Annotated in this window: 16 protein-coding genes; 10 read left to right on the forward strand and 6 right to left on the reverse strand. The window is 55.9% G+C overall.

Features of this window, described 5'->3' with window-relative positions:
• The first annotated feature begins 58 nt into the window (after positions 1 to 58).
• The 10 genes from AB8996_RS07595 to AB8996_RS07640 all read left to right on the forward strand — a co-directional run bounded on the left by AB8996_RS07595 (position 59) and on the right by AB8996_RS07640 (position 9,418).
• The gene (locus AB8996_RS07595) at positions 59 to 1,099 is read left to right on the forward strand and encodes an FAD:protein FMN transferase (protein ID WP_369298373.1); all 1,041 of its coding nucleotides are present in this window, start codon (positions 59 to 61) and stop codon (positions 1,097 to 1,099) included.
• Between the two features lie 11 nt (positions 1,100 to 1,110).
• Entirely contained in the window at positions 1,111 to 2,472 is a 1,362-nt protein-coding gene (locus AB8996_RS07600) for an RnfABCDGE type electron transport complex subunit C (protein ID WP_369298374.1), read from the forward strand.
• Positions 2,472 to 3,407, forward strand: coding sequence for an RnfABCDGE type electron transport complex subunit D (locus tag AB8996_RS07605; protein ID WP_369298375.1), 936 nt, complete (start codon positions 2,472 to 2,474; stop codon positions 3,405 to 3,407). Before AB8996_RS07600 ends, AB8996_RS07605 begins: the two co-directional genes overlap by 1 nt.
• Positions 3,407 to 4,714: an FMN-binding protein gene (locus AB8996_RS07610; RefSeq protein ID WP_369298376.1), complete on the forward strand. Its 1,308-nt coding sequence runs from the start codon at positions 3,407 to 3,409 to the stop codon at positions 4,712 to 4,714. The genes AB8996_RS07605 and AB8996_RS07610 overlap by 1 nt, the downstream gene beginning before the upstream one ends.
• Positions 4,711 to 5,319 (forward strand): Rnf-Nqr domain containing protein, encoded by a 609-nt coding sequence (locus AB8996_RS07615; RefSeq protein WP_369298377.1) that lies wholly within the window; start codon positions 4,711 to 4,713, stop codon positions 5,317 to 5,319. Before AB8996_RS07610 ends, AB8996_RS07615 begins: the two co-directional genes overlap by 4 nt.
• The gene (locus AB8996_RS07620; protein ID WP_369298378.1) at positions 5,319 to 5,867 is read left to right on the forward strand and encodes an Rnf-Nqr domain containing protein; all 549 of its coding nucleotides are present in this window, start codon (positions 5,319 to 5,321) and stop codon (positions 5,865 to 5,867) included. Before AB8996_RS07615 ends, AB8996_RS07620 begins: the two co-directional genes overlap by 1 nt.
• Before the next feature lie 3 nt (positions 5,868 to 5,870).
• On the forward strand, positions 5,871 to 6,221 hold the full coding sequence (locus tag AB8996_RS07625) for a NusG domain II-containing protein (RefSeq protein WP_369298379.1): 351 nt from the start codon (positions 5,871 to 5,873) through the stop codon (positions 6,219 to 6,221).
• A gap of 70 nt (positions 6,222 to 6,291) precedes the next feature.
• Positions 6,292 to 6,792 carry a Gx transporter family protein gene (locus AB8996_RS07630; RefSeq protein ID WP_369298380.1) on the forward strand — a complete coding sequence of 167 codons (501 nt, stop codon included), beginning with the start codon at positions 6,292 to 6,294 and terminating at the stop codon, positions 6,790 to 6,792.
• 231 nt (positions 6,793 to 7,023) lie between these two features.
• The gene (gene tdh, locus AB8996_RS07635; RefSeq protein ID WP_369298381.1) at positions 7,024 to 8,061 is read left to right on the forward strand and encodes an L-threonine 3-dehydrogenase; all 1,038 of its coding nucleotides are present in this window, start codon (positions 7,024 to 7,026) and stop codon (positions 8,059 to 8,061) included.
• A gap of 169 nt (positions 8,062 to 8,230) precedes the next feature.
• Complete coding sequence (locus tag AB8996_RS07640) at positions 8,231 to 9,418, forward strand: glycine C-acetyltransferase (RefSeq protein WP_369298382.1); 1,188 nt, start codon at positions 8,231 to 8,233, stop codon at positions 9,416 to 9,418.
• A 62-nt stretch (positions 9,419 to 9,480) separates the two neighbouring features.
• Here AB8996_RS07640 and AB8996_RS07645 read toward each other — a convergent pair whose 3' ends face one another.
• The 6 genes from AB8996_RS07645 to AB8996_RS07670 all read right to left on the reverse strand — a co-directional run bounded on the left by AB8996_RS07645 (position 9,481) and on the right by AB8996_RS07670 (position 17,274).
• Positions 9,481 to 10,677, reverse strand: a complete 1,197-nt coding sequence (locus AB8996_RS07645; protein WP_369298383.1) for a sugar MFS transporter — start codon at positions 10,675 to 10,677, stop codon at positions 9,481 to 9,483.
• Positions 10,664 to 11,410: a nicotinamide riboside transporter PnuC gene (gene pnuC / locus AB8996_RS07650; RefSeq protein WP_369298384.1), complete on the reverse strand. Its 747-nt coding sequence runs from the start codon at positions 11,408 to 11,410 to the stop codon at positions 10,664 to 10,666. The genes AB8996_RS07645 and pnuC overlap by 14 nt, the downstream gene beginning before the upstream one ends.
• 22 nt (positions 11,411 to 11,432) lie before the next feature.
• A complete protein-coding gene (locus tag AB8996_RS07655) occupies positions 11,433 to 12,251 on the reverse strand; it encodes an amidohydrolase family protein (protein ID WP_369298385.1) in 819 nt (272 codons plus the stop codon).
• A gap of 132 nt (positions 12,252 to 12,383) precedes the next feature.
• The gene (locus AB8996_RS07660) at positions 12,384 to 14,957 is read right to left on the reverse strand and encodes a response regulator (RefSeq protein ID WP_369298386.1); all 2,574 of its coding nucleotides are present in this window, start codon (positions 14,955 to 14,957) and stop codon (positions 12,384 to 12,386) included.
• 26 nt (positions 14,958 to 14,983) lie between these two features.
• Positions 14,984 to 15,349, reverse strand: a complete 366-nt coding sequence (locus AB8996_RS07665; protein ID WP_369298387.1) for an Hpt domain-containing protein — start codon at positions 15,347 to 15,349, stop codon at positions 14,984 to 14,986.
• Positions 15,350 to 15,375: 26 nt separating this feature from the next.
• A complete protein-coding gene (locus tag AB8996_RS07670) occupies positions 15,376 to 17,274 on the reverse strand; it encodes an HD domain-containing phosphohydrolase (RefSeq protein WP_369298388.1) in 1,899 nt (632 codons plus the stop codon).
• Position 17,275 lies beyond the last annotated feature (1 nt).

A 17,275-nucleotide genomic window follows, 5' to 3' on the forward strand; every position in this document is an offset into this window, starting at 1 on the left:
ACTTGATAAAAGGAAGCTTCCAAAAAGCGGACTTTTGAAAAGTCTTCTCTGCCTGTGTATGGCAATGGGGCTCTCCGTCTTTTTGACGGGGTGCCCTGTTGTTGCAGAAAAGACAGAGCCTGTTGGCAAGGCATATTACAATTATTTTGACACCGTTTCCTTTATTTACAGCTACGCGGGGGACTCCAAAAAGTCCTTTGATGAGAACACAAAAGCCGCTGCTGAGGTTTTGGACGAATACCATCGGCTCTTTGACATTTATCACGAATACGCGGGCATTACTAATCTGTGTACGGTAAATAAGCAGGCGGGAAAAGAACCGCTGACAGTGGACAAAAAGCTCATAGATTTCCTTGTTTACGCCAAAGAACTGCATACACTGACCAGGGGGAAGATGAACGTGATGCTGGGCGCGGTGCTGGTTCCGTGGCACGATTGCCGCACCGCCGCCTCGGAAAACCCGGAAACGGCTTCCATTCCCGACATGGACAAGCTTCGGGAGGCGGAGAAGCACACGGACATTTCCCTGTTGGAAATTGACGAGCAAAACTGCACCGTGCGCATTTCCGACGCCGACGCCAGGATCGATGTGGGCGCCCTGGGAAAAGGCTACGCCGCAGAGCAGGCAGCCAAAGTCCTGGAAGAGCGGGACGCAGAAAGCTATGTGCTCAATATCGGCGGCAATATCCGCATCATCGGTCACAAGCCGGATGGCGGCAGCTGGGTCACCGGGATCAAGGACCCCTTCCATCATGAGAGCCAGTACGCCATGTATGTAGAGCTTGCGGACACTTCCTGCGTCACCTCCGGCATTTACGAGCGGTTCTTTACGGTGGACGGCACCCGGTACCACCACATCATTGACGAGGATACCCTGATGCCGGCGGATCATTTTGCTTCCGTTTCCGTCATCACCAAAGACAGCGGGCTGGCGGACGCCCTTTCTACCGCCCTGTTCTGTATGAGCTACGAGGACGGGCTGGAATTAGTGAATTCGCTGGAAGATACTGTGGAGGCCGTCTGGATCTCGCTGGACGGCACACAGCAGTACACCTCCGGCATTCATCCCATAGAATACAAAAACAACGAAAAGAAATGAGGAGAGAAAGAATGCTGAAACGAAAAAATATTTCGTCTTTGCACGTCCCTCACAACAAGCACACGGCAGGGTGCGTCCCGGTACGCATTCCCACACCGTCCGAAGTGATCCTTCCCATGAATATGCACTCCGGGCACGACGCCGAGCCTGTTGTAAAAGTAGGCGACCATGTCTACGTGGGGACGCTCGTCGCAAGAGAGGAAGGGAGGTTTTCTTCCCCCGTCCATGCCAGTGTTTCCGGCACGGTGGCGGAGATCGGCACCATGAAGACGCCCTCCGGCAAGGAAACGGTCACCATTCGCATTGAAAGCGACGGCAAAATGGAAGCTGACCCAAACCTGAAACCCCCTGAGATCCACAACTGCGATGAGTTCCTGCAGGCGCTGCGGGAAAGCGGTCTGGTGGGTCTGGGCGGCGCCGCCTTCCCCACCTGGGCAAAGTTCAACGAAATGTGCAGCGGGCAGTATACGGTGGACACCGTGCTGGTCAACGCAGCGGAGTGCGAGCCCTACATCACCAGCGACCACCGCATGATGCTGGACCATACCGATCTGATCGTTCAGGGCGTGGAATATCTGAGAACGTATATGAACGAGTTCCTGAAGGACGCCCGCTTCATGATCTGTGTGGAAAAGAACAAGCCGGACGCCATTGCCAAGCTGAAGGAAGCCTTTGCCGGCAAGGATTACGTGGTGGTCCATGAGCTGGAAGCCATCTATCCCCAGGGTGCAAAGCAGGTCACGCTGTACAACGCCACCGGCAGGGTCGCCATTGCGGGCAAGCGTTTCCCCTACTTCCACGCGGTCATCATCAACGTGTCCTCTTTCGCCAAAATGGCGGAATATATCTCCACCGGCATGCCCCTTGTGGAGCGCATCGTCACGGTGGACGGTCCCGCGGTGAAGGAACCCAAGAACCTGATCGCCCCTATCGGCACCCGGATCAGCTACCTGCTGGAGCAGGTCAGCCTTTCGTCCGAGCCGGGCAAGATCGTCATCGGCGGTCCCATGAACGGCACGGCGACCTGCTCTGCGGAGGACCCCATTGTCAAGGTGGCAAACGCTGTCCTGGTCTTTGATGAGAAGCACAGTGTTCTGCCCACCCCCACTGCCTGCATTCACTGCGGCAGATGTATTGAAAAGTGCCCCATCAACATCAATGTCGCCGCTGTGGACGACGCCATGAAGCTGGAAGACGAAAGCAAGCGGGAGAAAGCCCTGATCGCCACCGGCGTGCGCCAGTGTGTGGACTGTGGCTGCTGCTCCTACATCTGCCCCGCCCGCCGTCCCCTGCTGGCAAATAACCAGGAAGCGAAATGGTGGCTGAAGCAGTATGCCGCTGCTCAAAAAGAAAAAGAAGGAGGAAATCAGTGATGAAAGACCTTCATATTTCCGCCGCTCCTCATATCTACAGCAGCATTTCCACCAGCAATATCATGCTGGACGTGGTGATCGCCCTTGTGCCCGCCGCCATCGCTGCGGTGGTGCTCTTTGGTCTGCAGGCGCTGCTGATCATTCTGACCTGTATCGCCAGCGCCGTGCTGGCGGAAGTCCTTTTTAACCTCTGCGTCCACAAAAAACAGACTGTTTTTGATTTCAGCGCGGTGGTCACCGGGCTGCTGCTCGCCCTGAACCTGAGCACCAACGTGCCGCTGTGGCAGTGCGCGCTGGGCTCTGTTTTCGCCATCGTGGTGGTGAAGGGGCTGTTCGGCGGTCTGGGCAAGAACATTGTGAACCCCGCCATTGCCGCCCGTGTATTTATGCTGCTGACCTTCGGCGCGGTAGGCGGCGGCGCAATGCCCACCCTTGTGGAGCTGGAAGCTACCGCTACGCCTTTGGCTGAGCTGAACAAGGGTGTGGAAGGGCTGGAAACCGCCCCCTCCATGATGGACCTGTTCCTCGGCGTCCACGGCGGCGCTATCGGTGAGACCTGTGCCGTAGCCCTGCTGGTCGGGTTCCTTTATCTGGTGGTCCGCCGGGTCATCAAATGGTATGTGCCCGTTTCCTTTGTCGCCACCGTGTTCCTGTGCTATCTGGTGTTCACCGGGGACGCTACATACGCGCTGGCACAGGTGCTGGCGGGCGGCTTGATCCTTGGCGCCGTCTTCATGGCGACCGACTATGTTACCACCCCCGACACCGGGCTGGGCAGAGTGATCTTCTGCATTGGCTGCGGTCTGCTGACCTTTGCCATTCGCCAGTTCGGCTCTTATCCCGAGGGCGTTTCCATTTCCATTCTCACCATGAACCTTTTCACCCCCTTTATTGAGACCTGGACTACCAAAAAGACGTTGGGAGGTATTAAATAATGAAACGTACCGACCTTGTAAAGTCTATCGTCATTTTGCTGGCAGTTGTAGTGGTATTCGGCGCCGCCATGTTCGGGCTGAATATCCACACCGCTCCCCTGATCGAAGCCAACAACGCCAGCGCCACCTTTGGTCCGCTGCTGGCAGTGATGCCGGAAGGCGCTTCCTTTGCCGCAGACGCAATGATCTATGACGCGGCGGCGCCGGAAAACTCCACCCTGACCGATATTCCCGAATCCGTCACCGCTATCTATCAGGAGGCGAGCGGCGCAGGCTATGCCGTCCATGTGACCGCGACCTCCACCTATTCCTCCGCTCCCATGCAGATCTCGCTGGGCGTTTCCGCTGACGGAAAGATCTACAACGTGCAGATCGACGAATATAACGACACGGAAAGCTTTGACTTCCGCGCCAAGGACCCGGAGTACCTTTCCACCTACGTGGGCAAGGATTCCGCTCTTGCCGACGTGGGCACGGTAGCAGGCACCACCTACTCCTCCACCGCGTTCCGCAACGCCGTTTCCGAGGCGCTGAACGCCCTGATCTCCAACTCCCTCATCGCCGAGGGCGTCAAGAGCGACGACCAGCTGCTGATGGAACTGCTGCCCACTGTCTTCCCCGGCATGGCAAGCGACGGGATGCTGCAGACCGAGGAGATCGAGGCTTCCGGCAATATGCTCAGCGGCGTCAAGGCGCTGAACGATTCCGGCTTTGCCTACATCATGACCGAGGGGGATTCCACCCTGCTGGTCGCCGTCAATGCCTTTGGCGCAGCCAAGGTCTTCGACGTGGAGGGCAACGACGTTACCGCCGACCATGCCGCCCTGGTAGAGGAAGCCAAGGCTCATGCCGACGCCAACCAGAGCCATGATTATGACGAGCCGGCTGTCGCCCGCTTTGAAAAGATGATGGAGGGCGCTGCCAATATGCAGCCTCTGGCGGTGGATACTTTCGGTTCGCTGGTAGCTGCCGATTCCTTCCAGGTGGGCGAAGACACCTATTACGGCTTTGCCGCCAGAGGGTACGGCTACCAGATCATGGACATTTATGTGGTACTGGACGCTTCCGGCGCTATTGTCAAGACAGATGCGAAAAAGCTGTTCTTCGATGAAGAATACTTCAATGTGGACGACACCGTAGACCAGCCCGCCTACAAGGAGTCCTTTACCGGGCTGACCCAGGATACCTGGACGGGCGACAATGCCCTGATCGCCGGTGCTACCATGACGTCTCATGCCATGCAGCAGGCGGTAAACGATGTGTTTGCAGCCTTCCCGGCAGTACAAAACGGAGGTGTAGAATCTTGAAAGAGACCAAACAAACCAGCATTTCCAATAAAGAAGCCGCTTACCTGCTGCCCCTGGGCGTAGGCTTTGTCATGGCTTCCAGCGCGGACCTGCGGGCTGCTCTGGGCATGGGCGCGGCGGTTCTGCTTGCCCTGTTTTTCAGCGCCGCCGTCATTTCCGGGCTTCGGAAGCTGATCCCTGCAAAGGCTCATCTTCCCATTTACATCTTGATCATCACCGGGTTCGTTTCCCTCATTGATATGCTGATGCAGGCATATTTCCCCAATGTGGTCAATATGCTTGGCGTCCATCTGGCTGCCCTGGCAGTCAGCGCCGTCCCCTACCGCAACGCGGAGGACGTGGCGGGCAGCCATACCGAGGGGATCACCATTAAGACCGCCCTGGAAACCGGCCTGCTGTTCACCGTTATTATGGTGGTCTGCGCGTTGATCCGTGAGGTCCTGGGCAACGGCAGCATCTGGGGCGTCACCATTTCTGCTTTGCAGGATTATCGCGTTTCCGCTCTCGCCGGCGTGTTCGGCGGCTATCTGGTGCTGGCGATCGTGTTTGCCGCCATTCGCGCCATTCACGATAAGGCAACGACAAAAAAGGAGGGAACTGACTGATGACTGCTGATGTGATTTTTGGGATTCTTCTTGCCGGGCTGCTTTCCAACAACTATGCCCTTCTGCATTTCCTGGGCACGGGCGCAGTGATCGAAAACGAGCGTTCCGCCAGGAAATCCCTGGTAGTAGGCTTGGGCAGCACTATCGTCATGGTGCTGAGCACCGTAATCACCTGGCCGCTGCAGACCTATCTGCTGAAGGACGTCCCCTACCTGCGCACCATGGCGTTTGTCATCGTCATGCTGCTGGTGGTGGAGCTGATCCACGTGTTTGCCAAAAGAAAGCTGGAAAGCTACTGCAAGGTAGACTTTATGAAATTTGCCATCAACGGCGCCGTACTGGGTCTGTGCATCCACAATACGGAGCTGGCGTACGGCGAGGCTGTCCTCACCGCTTTGGCGGTGGGCATTGGCTTCACCCTGACCATGACCGTGTTCTCCAAGCTGCACAGCCGGATCGACGAAACCAGCGTGCCCAAGGCGTTCCGCGGGCTGCCTGTCTGCCTGCTCTGCGCCGGCATGATGGCGCTGGCGCTGCTGGCATATTAAAGCATGAAACGCCGTGATTTTCTCGTGATCGGCGGTATTCTGCTGGTAGCGCTGGTGCTGTTCCTCTTCCTGCAGCTTGGCAGGGAGGAAGGCGCGGAGGTCATCGTCCGGGTGGACGGTCAGGAGCAGGGGCGGTACTCCCTTTCCACAGAGGGTGTTTACGAATTGAACGGCGGCACCAATGTGCTGCGTATCGAAGACGGGAAAGCCCGCATGGAGGAAGCCAACTGCCCCGACAAGTATTGTATCCACCAGGGTTCTGTCAGCCGGACAGGCGAAACCATCACCTGTCTGCCCAATAAGCTGACTGTAACGGTTTCCGGCGGAGATAGTTTTGTGGAGATCGTTGGGTGACTGCACGGCAACCATCAGGTCGAACTCCTGAAGCGCAAAATGCTGACCTCCTTCAAAAAGGTTTTAGGGAATGAAAAAGATGAAAAAGGTCTCGAAACTTACTACTCTGGCACTATTCGTATCTTTGGCGATGATCTTATCTTTCATCGAGCATCAGATCCCGCCCCTTGTGGCTGTCCCCGGCATTAAATTGGGGCTGCCCAACGTCGCCATTGTTTTTGTACTGTACGGCATCGGCGAAAAGGAAGCAGTAGCGGTGAGCCTGGTCCGCATTTTTCTGGTAAGCGTACTGTTTGGCTCCGTGATGAGCCTGATGTACAGCGTGGCGGGTGCGGTGCTGAGCCTGACCGTCATGATCCTGCTGAAAAAGAGCCGGCGCTTTTCCTGCGTGACCGTCAGCGTGACAGGCGGCGTGTGCCACAATATCGGACAGATCATTGTGGCATGCTTCGTCACCAAAACAGCTGAACTGGTATACTACCTCCCTGTGCTGCTCATCAGCGGCGTGGTAGCAGGCGTGCTGATCGGTCTGATCTCCGGCATCGTGCTCAAACGCATGGAAAAGCTGTGACCAATGCGGCAGACAGCAAATGTTTTCAAAAGGACCTGTATGTCCCTGGGGACACACAGGTCCTTTTCTGCGTTTTCCCCCTTGGTAGACACAACCGTCCTCACAATAAAGACATTTCTAAGTTTTTGTATTTGTACTATTGACTTTTCAGAACTTGCGGACTATACTGTCCTCAGAAAAAGCACAAAACCGCCAATATTCGGCAAAACTGTATTTATTGGGAGGACAATTATGGCACAACTCATGGACGCTTTGGTAAAGCCTGTCGCCGGACCCGGGCTGGAGCTGCGGCAGGTTCCCGTTCCGGAGCCAAAACCGGGCGAGGTGCTCATCAAGATCCACAAAACCGCGATCTGCGGCACGGACGTACATATCTATAACTGGGACCCCTGGGCGCGGGAACACATTCGCCCGCCCATGACCATCGGGCATGAATACGTGGGCGAGATCGCCAAGCTGGGCGACGGCGTTACCGGGCTCCATGTAGGGCAGCGGGTCAGCGGCGAGGGGCACATCACCTGCGGGCGCTGCCGGAACTGCCACACCGGCAATATCCAATGGTGCCACGACACCATGGGCGTGGGCGTGGACCGGGACGGCGCTTTTGCCGAATATGTCTGTATCCCGGAAAGCAACGTCATCATCATCGATGAAAGCCTGCCGGAGGACGTAGTGGCGTTCTTCGATGCTTTCGGCAATGCCACCCACACCGCGCTGATGTGGGATATGGTGGGCGAGGACGTGCTCATCACAGGCGCGGGTCCCATCGGCATGATCGCCGTAGGGATCTGCAAATACGCCGGCGCCCGCCGGGTGGTCATCACCGATGTGAACGAGTACCGCCTGGGGCTGGCAAAGAAAATGGGCGCGGACGCAGCCGTAAATATCCAGAACGAGGACCTGCCCACAGTCATGGCGAAGCAGGGGCTGGTAGAGGGCTTTGACATCGGTTTGGAAATGAGCGGCAACGGCGCCGCCCTGACCCAGATGATCTCCGTCATGCGCAACGGCGGCAAGATCAGCCTGCTGGGCATTTCCAACCAGCCCGTCCCCATGGATATGAACAGCATTATCTGCAAGGGGTTGACCCTGCAGGGCATTTACGGGAGAAAGATGGACAACTGGCACCAGATGTCCTACATGGTGCAGGGCGGTCTGGACCTGTCCCCCATCATCACCCACCGCTATCATTACACCCAGTTTGAAGAGGGCTTTGCCGCCATGAACAGCGGGAAGTCCGGCAAGGTCATTCTGGATTGGAGCAAGTGAAATTCCGGCTGCACCGGGGGCACACGTGGAGCTGACCAGCGAAAACCGCAAATGATAAGCCCGACCGAAAGAAAAAGATAAATGGGAGTTTAGCGGTTACTTGTTCTCTTCCCCCTTTCTCATAACAAACCACCCACAACGAACAACTCATTCACAGGAGGTCATTTTCATGAAACAGGCACTGGAAAAATACAGAAACGAACTGGAAGCCATTCGGCAGGCAGGCACGTGGAAGGACGAGCGCGTCATCACCACGCCCCAGAAATCCCGCATTGACACCACCCAGGCAAAGCAGGTGGTCAATATGTGCGCCAACAACTATCTGGGGCTGAGCAACCACCCGGCGCTGATCGAAGCCGCCAAGGAAAGCTACGACAAATGGGGCTTCGGGCTGTCCTCCGTGCGGTTTATCTGCGGCACGCAGTCCGTCCACAAGCAGCTGGAGCAGACGCTGGCAGAGTTTTTGAGCATGGACGACGTGATCCTTTACTCCTCCTGTTTCGACGCCAACGGCGGCTTGTTCGAGACCCTTTTAGGTCCTGAGGACGCGGTGATTTCCGACGAGCTGAACCACGCTTCCATCATTGACGGCGTGCGCCTGTGCAAGGCAAAGCGCTTCCGCTATAAGAACAACGACATGGACGACCTCCGCGCCCAGCTTACAGCCGCCAAAGAAGCGGGCTGTAAGGTCATGCTTATCGCCACCGACGGCGTGTTCTCCATGGACGGCTACATTGCCAATTTGCAGGGGATATGCGACCTGGCAGAGGAATTTGGCGCGCTGGTCATGGTGGACGACAGCCATGCCGCCGGGTTCATGGGCGACACCGGCAGGGGCACCCCGGAATACTGCGGCGTACAGGGGCGGGTGGACATCATCACCGGCACCTTCGGTAAGGCGCTGGGCGGCGCTTCCGGCGGCTACACCGCAGCCCGCCAGGAGATCGTGGATCTGCTGCGTCAGCGCAGCCGCCCCTACCTGTTCTCCAACACGCTGGCTCCGGCAGTCTGCGCCGCCAGCCTGAAGACTTTGGAGCTGCTGATGGCGTCCACGGAGCTGCGGGACAAGGTGCACGCCAACACCGCCTATTTCCGGGAGCAGCTGGGCAAGCTGGGTTTTGACGTGCTGCCCGGCACCCACCCCATTGTTCCCGTCATGCTGTACGACGCCAAGGTAGCTGGGGAATTTGCTTCCCGCATGCTGGAAAAGGGCGTGTATGTCGTGGGCTTCAGCTATCCCGTGGTCCCTCAGGGCAAGGCGCGTATCCGCACGCAGGTTTCCGCAGGGCACACCAGGGAAGACCTGGATTTCGCCGTGCAGTGCTTCCGGGAAGTCAAGGAAGAAATGGGTATTTAGTTGTCAGTTGTTAGAAATTAGTTATTGGGAAACACGCCCCGGACTGTTGTCCGGGGCGTGTTTTAAGCTTGTTTAGAAGTTGGCTTCCTTTTCCGAATCAAATTGCAGCACAGGAGCAGGACGGGGAAGATCACCGCCGCCAGCAGCCCGGTCTGCAAATTTCCGCCGGAAAATTCCGCCACATTGCCTACCAGAGCAGGTCCTGCTGCGCAGCCGATATCCCCTGCCAGCGCCAGCAGGGCAAACATGGCAGTCCCGCCGTTTTGCAGCCCTTTTGCCGCAATGCTGAACGTGCCGGGCCACATGATACCCACGGAAAGCCCGCACAGCATACAGCCCAGCAGGCACAGCGCCGGCACATGGAACAGCGCTGCCAGCAGATAGCTGGCAATGCACAGCAGGCTGGAGAAATTCATGAATTTTTCCAGCCTGATCTTCTCCCCCTGTTTGCCAAAAAACAGACGGGCAAGCCCCATCATGATGGCGAAGGCGCAGGGGCCCAGCAGGTCCCCGGCTGTTTTGGGAATGTGGAGGGAAGCCTCCGCAAAGGCGGACGCCCACTGGCTCATGCCCTGCTCAGAAGCCCCGGCGCAGAGCATCATCAAAAACAGCTTCCAGAATATGCCGGTTTTCGCAAGCTCTCCGATCTTCATGCCCTTCCCCTCCGCCGCAGGCGAGGGAATGGGAACCGTGCAGAAAAAGAAGAAATTGCCCAGAGGGATCAGCGCCCAGATACATGCCATCACGCGCCAGTTTTCCAGCCCGAACAGGGCGAAAAACAGGGTGCTGCACACGATCACCAGCACATGCCCCCAGCAGTAAAAGGAATGGAGCAGGCTCATTTCCGATTCCTTTTTCTCCGTGGGGCAGGCTTCCACAATGGGGCTGACCAGCACCTCCAGCAGCCCGCCGCCCACGGCGTACAGGATCACCGCCAGCACGATGCCCAGAAAGGCGTCCGGCAGCAGAGAGGGCAGGAAACACAGGCTTACAAGACCGCCCGTCACAAAAAGATGGGCGGCTTTGATACACAGCGGATATCCCAGCTTATCCACAAAGAGAGAGCTGGAAAGGTCCACTGCCATCTGCACGCCGAAATTTATCGTCACCAGCACGGCGATCTGGTTCAGGGAAATGGAAAAGCTTTTTTGAAAGGTCAAAAACAGCAGCGGAACAAAATTGTTCACCACCGCCTGGGACACATAAGCGATATAACAGGCATATTTCGTGTGGTTGTAGTTTCCTTTATGCTTTTCCATGTTCCGCGTCCCCTTTATCCGCCGTATGTCCCTCAGGGTGGCGTTTGATATACAGCACCCATTTGGTGAAGCCGTAGCAGGTATTCACCAGCATGGCGGCAACGGTGATCAGCATGATATACGTGCCGGAAATGATGTACAGCACGGCGTACAGCACCAATGTGATGAACCACGCGTACCACTGCTCATTGTAGCGCAGCAGCAGCAGAATGCCGTTCGCCATGCCGAACGCCGCCGCCAGCGCGTCCAAATAGGAATCCGCCGCGCCGGGGATCAGGGAGATCAGGGAGCCCACGCCAAAGCCGAAGGCAAGGATCGCCAGCACCACCAGAATGTCCTGCTTGATACTGAGGCGCTTGACCACGGTCAGCTCCTCCTCCTGCTCGTCCGGGTGGTGCTTCCACCGCAGGAAGCTTATCACGTCAATAGGGATCCAGAACGCCATGGTGACGATGGCGATGGTGTACCAGCCCATGGCAAGGCAGAGCACCAGCTCCGGCAGCTCAATGAGAAACATATCCACAAGGAAGTTCCATTTGCTCTGCTTGGAAATCAGCAGCTCGCACACCGGGTTCGACAATGTTGCGATGACAGAGCAGACCACCGCCAGGGTATTGCTGGTATCGTCCAGAATGTAGTTGGGCAGAAAAACGATGAACGCGCCGGTCATTACGAACACAGCGGCAAGGTAAATAATTTGATAAGGGGTAAATGTTTTCAAAAAATGCTTCATACATATCCTTTCTCAGACTGCCCTATTGGGCTTCCAGATACCGTTTCAGCCGGGGAAATGCCCGGAGACAGTTCTCGTAATAAATCAGCGGAAAAACTTCCGGCGGGAAAATCTTTTCGATACTGTAATCGTACTCGTCCAGCTGGGCGAGGTTGATGGGCGGGCAGAAGTCCGTACCGTAAAGGATTTTCCGCTCCGTGCCGGGCTGGGAATGAATGGCGTCCCCAAAGGTTCTGATGGCGCCGTCCACATCGTTCCCCTCTTTTGTCCCGGTTTCATACGCGCCGGAAAAATCCGTATACAGATTGTCGTGCTCCGACACGATGCGGATACACTCCGTGAACCGCGGGTCGTCCATATGGGCGATGACAAAATTCACCGTGGGGAAATCCTCCGCCGCTTTCGCGATGTACCTGGCGGCGGAACCCTCGATATCGTTGTCGGAGGGCAGCACCAGCGAGCACAGCCCGGTGTGAAAGGTCACGGTCAGCTCATGCCGGGCGGCAAATTCGTAAATGGGATACAGCGCCTTATCGCTTGCTTTCCCGCTCTGATAGCTCAAATATATTTTCAGACCCACTACCTTCCAGTCGTCCAGATGGGCTTCTATGGTGTGCAGCTGGAGTGGAATGGGGACCTTCAAATCTATACAGGCATTGAGGAACAGGCGGTTGTCCCCCGTTACAGTCTCAATGCACTTCTCATTTGCCAGTATGCTTTCCGGGAACTGCATGACCAGGGCGTACCCGGACGTGCGGCGGAAATATTCCTCCCGTATCTCCGGGCTGACAATGTGCGTGTGGCAGTCGATCTTTCTTTCCATGAGCGTACTTTTGTCCACGATTTCCAATCACCTTTCTCCAGATTTTGCACAAACATGGATATTTTATGACATTTTCCGAAAAATGTCAAACGCAAAAAAAGCGCCCCGCTTCTATCCAAAAGACGGATAGGGAGGCGCTTTCTCAAAGACTTACTGGAAATATTTATTGAGCAGACGGGTGATCTCCGCAAGGTTTACCGGCTTGGCAATGTGGGCGTTCATGCCGCAGTCAAGGCATTGCTGGATATCCTCGGAAAAAGCGTCCGCCGTCATGGCGATGATGGGAATGGTCTGTGCATCGGGACGGGACAGGGCGCGAATGGCTTTGGTGGCTTCATAGCCGTTCATTTCCGGCATTCGGATATCCATGAGGATCGCGTCGTAATAGCCCGGGAGAGAGCCCTGGAACATTTTCAGGCATATCTGCCCATTTTCCGCCCATTCGGCTTCTATCCCGATCTCTTTGAGCAGCTCGTTGGCGATCTCACAGTTCAGCTCATTGTCCTCCGCAAGCAGCACCCGCCGCCCCTCCATATGCACCTTTGGCTCCTCGGAAACACTTGGCTCCTGCGAAACGCCCATATAGCTGCTAAGTCCGTGGTACAAGGTGGATTTGAACAGGGGTTTGGAGAGGAACCCGTTGATTCCCGCCTCTCTCGCTTCGGTTTCAAACTCGCTCCAATCATAGGCGGAAATCAGCAGGATCGGAATGCTGTCTCCCAGCTGGCTACGCAGCTCGGCGGCAACCTGTATGCCGCTCATGCCGGGAAGCTTCCAATCGAGCAGAATAATTTTGTAATCGTCCTCGGCATTATGGCGCTGCACTGCCATTTCAATGGCAGATTCTCCGCTCAAGGTCCATTCCGGGCGCACGCCAATGGATTCCAGAGCGCTGGCGGTGGTGCGGCACAGGGTCTCGTCATCGTCCACGACCAGCATTCTCCACGGCGGCATCTTCATTTCCATTTCCGTAACCTCCGCCTTCTCCAAGTCCAGCGTCACACGGAATTCTGTGCCTTTGTCCAGCTCGCTTTCCACCTCTATCGTACCGCCCATGGCATCGATGATATACTTGGTGATCGCCATGCCCAGCCCGGCACCCTCGGTCTTATGCACCCGCGCATTGTCGGCACGGCTGTAGGATTCGTACACCCGTTTTACAAATTCCGGCGACATTCCGATACCGTTATCCTTCACTTTCAGGCACAGCCGCACATAGCCTTCTCCCTTGGGGGATTCTTTTTCTGCCAGAGCCAGCAGGATAGAGCCTCCCTCCGGGGTATACTTTACCGCGTTGGACAGCAGGTTCAGCAGCACCTGGTTCAAACGGACGCCGTCACAATACACATATTCGGCAGTGATATTGTCGGTATGTACATCGAAGCTTTGCTTTTTGGTTCTGATCTGAGGCTGGGTAATGCTGACGATCTCTTCCATTACCTCATTCAGCGATACCCGGTCAATGGCAAGGGTCATCCTGCCGCTTTCGATTTTAGACATATCCAGCACGTCGTTTATCAGCCCCAAAAGGTGCTTGCTGGACAGGGAAATCTTTCTCAGGCAGTTCTCCACATGCTCCCGGTCCTCCAAATGGGATTGGGCAATGGCTGTCATGCCTACAATGGCGTTCATAGGAGTGCGGATATCGTGGCTCATGTTAGAAAGAAATTCACTTTTTGCCTTTGTTGCCTGCACCGCCTCATGGCGCGCCTTTTCCAGCTCCTGTATCTGCATCTTTGACAGAGAGAAATAACGGATAAAAATAGCGATCAGCACCACTAAAACAGCAGCACACGCGCCCAATGTCCCCCAGGTGCGCTGATTTGTCAGGTCGCTGACTACTTTATCCATCATGCCGTAGGGCATGACCATTACAAGGTACCATTCGGAATCGGGCAGCGCTACCCCGTAGATCTGCCGCTTTTCCCCGTCCAGCTCCAGCAGGGAGGAAAATTTGCTGCTGTTTTTCAACGCGGCATATAACTCACTCGCCTGCGGAATGACCTCCGGGAAAGCCTCTCCGGCGCTGTCCGCCTGATAAAGTTCCTGTACGCTTTCAAAGAAACTGCTCATTTCCATATTGCAATTTTGAATGACAAAGCTACCGTCTGGGCGAATGATATGGCTGTAGATCAGGGTGTCTTCCCTGTCCTCTTCCAGAGAAAGGGTCTCTGTAATGTAGCCGATAGGAAGGGCAGCCACCAGCCCGGTGCAGTTTTTCCCGTCCTTCATGGGATAGGACGCGCTGACCCCGAACAGCACCACGTCATTGCCCGCGGTGTCACGCCCCAGCGCGACCCGGTTCTCCCCGTTATTCAGCGCTTCCAGAAACGGCGGCAGGTTCTTGACCGTCAGCATATCGCCGTATACCATTTCAAACTCGCCTTCTTCAGAACAGAGAGCTAGGTAGTCAAAGTCCCGCACACTGCCGCGGTAGGTCAGTTCATCATACAGCTCGTCATCGTTCATATCCTCTGTGCGCACCACCATTTTGAGCCCCTCCATCTGACGGAGACGCTGGTGAATGGTGGTTTCAAAATGGTTGGAGAGCTGTTCGCTCATGCCGGTCATGTACAGCTCCCCCAACTCGTACAGGGCTTCCGTGCTCTTGCTGCTCACAAAAATCCCCATCAGGCTGAATACCACCACGCTGAACACCGCCAAAAATGCAAAGCTGATGATAAGGAACCGCGTTGTTTTCTTCCTTAGCTGATTGCTGTCCATGCTGTACCCTCCTTTCTCCGTGGATTTTATTCTGCCTTAGCCGCCCGATAGGCGGTTATCGCCTGAAGCGTATTGCCGTACTCCTTTTTTACCTTCTCCAGCATTTCCCCTGCTTCCGGCGGGATCGAGCCGCCCCGGAGCAGGTCGCACAGCGCGGCGGAAACCTCCCCCAGCGGTGTAATGCCAAGGTTCTGGCAGACGCCCTTCAACGTGTGCGCCATGCGAAACGCGGTTTCTGCGTCCTGGTCCTGCCAGGCTTCACAAAGCCCCTGAAAGCTTCCGTCGGCAGGGAATTTCAACAAAAACCTTTCTACCAGACTTTCCGAGGGCAGCCTGCCGACAACCTCGTCAAAATTTCCGCCAAAGGCGGCATAGCACTCTTTCAGTTCCATTCTGTTTCCTCCTTCTTAAAAACAGCCTATGGGTTTGTATCGGCTTGCGGGGGATTTTTCCCCGCAGGAACGGGCGGCGGATACGCGCTTTTGATGTTCATTTTGTTCTGGTACATCAGGGCGTCCGCCCGGTTGAACACATCGCGGAAGCAGCGGTCCGCTTCCGGGTCATAGTCTGACAGCCCCAGAGACATGGGCATACGGAACACCGTGCCGTCCTGACAATCCACCTCCACCGCGCTTTTCCGAAGCTTTTCCGTCAATTCCTTCCGATGGAGGTAATCGTCATCTTTCATAATGACCACAAACTCATCGCCGCCGATACGGTACACCGGGCTGTGGTCAAAAACATGGCAAACCGTTTTACAGCCCTGAACGATCAACTCATCTCCCACTGCGTGCCCGTAGGTATTGTTGATATATTTCAGATAGTTCACGTCCATGACCGCCACGGCAAAGCGGCAGTCCGACCCGGCCCTGATCTGTTCGTCCAGCTTATCGATATCCCGCTGATAGGCGGCGCGGTTCTTTACCAGGGTCAGACCGTCCCGGTAAGCGCGGTCATTTAATTCTTTCAGGTTTTTGTGGAGATTTATCGCCATGCTTTGGAACGCTGTCACCAGCTTCCCGATCTCGTCGTCCCTTTCCGGCTCCAAAGTAACGTTCAAGCTGCCGTTTGACACCTGCCGGATCGCCTTTTCCAGCTTTTCGAGACGTGTGGCGGCATCATGGGGAAGCAGGGGGGATACCTCTTTTTGCCGCTCCGGGAAATTCGTTTCCAAAGCATGCTCAGAAGATATCAGACCATAGCTGTGCATCTCCTCGGCAACCCGGTGGGCGTCCTCCTGCTCGTTTTGAAGGTCGGAATTGGCAAGCAGTTCCTCCGGCAGCTCCGAAGCAATATCCCGGAGGCAATCCAGCAAAGCGGGATTAAAGGCGCCGCACTGCCCGCTGAATATCATGTCCAATGCCGTTTCGTGGGAAAATGCTTTCTTATAGCAGCGCTGGCTGGTCAGCGCATCGTACACGTCCGCAAGGGACACCACCTGAGCTGAAATGGGAATGCCGTCTCCCTTCAGCCCATCAGGATAGCCGCTGCCGTCATACCGCTCGTGGTGCCAGCGGCAGATCTCATAGGCAAGCTGCACCAGCGGAGTGCCCCACTGATTTTCCGGCAGGCTGCGCAGCATTTCCGCTCCCAGCAGGGAATGGGTGCGCATTACGGCAAATTCCTCATCAGTCAGCTTACCGGGCTTATTCAGTATCTCGGCGGGAATGGCGATCTTCCCGATATCATGGAGGGAAGAAGCTGTAGCGATCAGGTCCGCGGCTTCCGCACTGACGCCGTACTTCTTTTCCCGCTGCCGCAGCTGCTGCAGCAGCAGGGAGGTAATGACGTTGATATGGGTCACATGCAATCCGCTTTCACCGTTGCGAAACTCCACGATATGGGACAGCACGGAGATCATCAGGCGGCTGTTCTGCTTATTTTTATAAAGCTGGTCTGCAATGATGCCGGTCATTTTCTTCTGCTTGGCAAAAAGCAGGAGCGCATTTTCCACACGGTGATGTACCACTGCCATGTTAAAGGGACGGGTGATAAAATCAGTCACGCCAAATTCATACGCACGGTCAATATAGGCGGGCGCTGTCTCTGCCGAAATGACGATCACCGGCGTTTCCTCGATCCAGTGCCAGCGGTTCATCTCAGCCAACACCTCAAAGCCGTCCATTTCCGGCATGAGCAGGTCCAGCAGCACAAGGGATATCTCCCCCGGCTTCTCGGTCAAGAGCTCCACCGCCCGCCGCCCGTTTTCCGCTTCCAGCAGCTCATACTGGTCCTGCAGCATTTCCACCAGCAATTCCCGGTTCATTTCAGAGTCGTCAGCGATCAAAATTTTCTGCTTTTTCTTTTGCTCCGGCATT

The sequence above is a fragment of the uncultured Neglectibacter sp. genome (assembly GCA_937958185.1).
GTDB lineage: Bacteria > Bacillota > Clostridia > Oscillospirales > Acutalibacteraceae > Acutalibacter.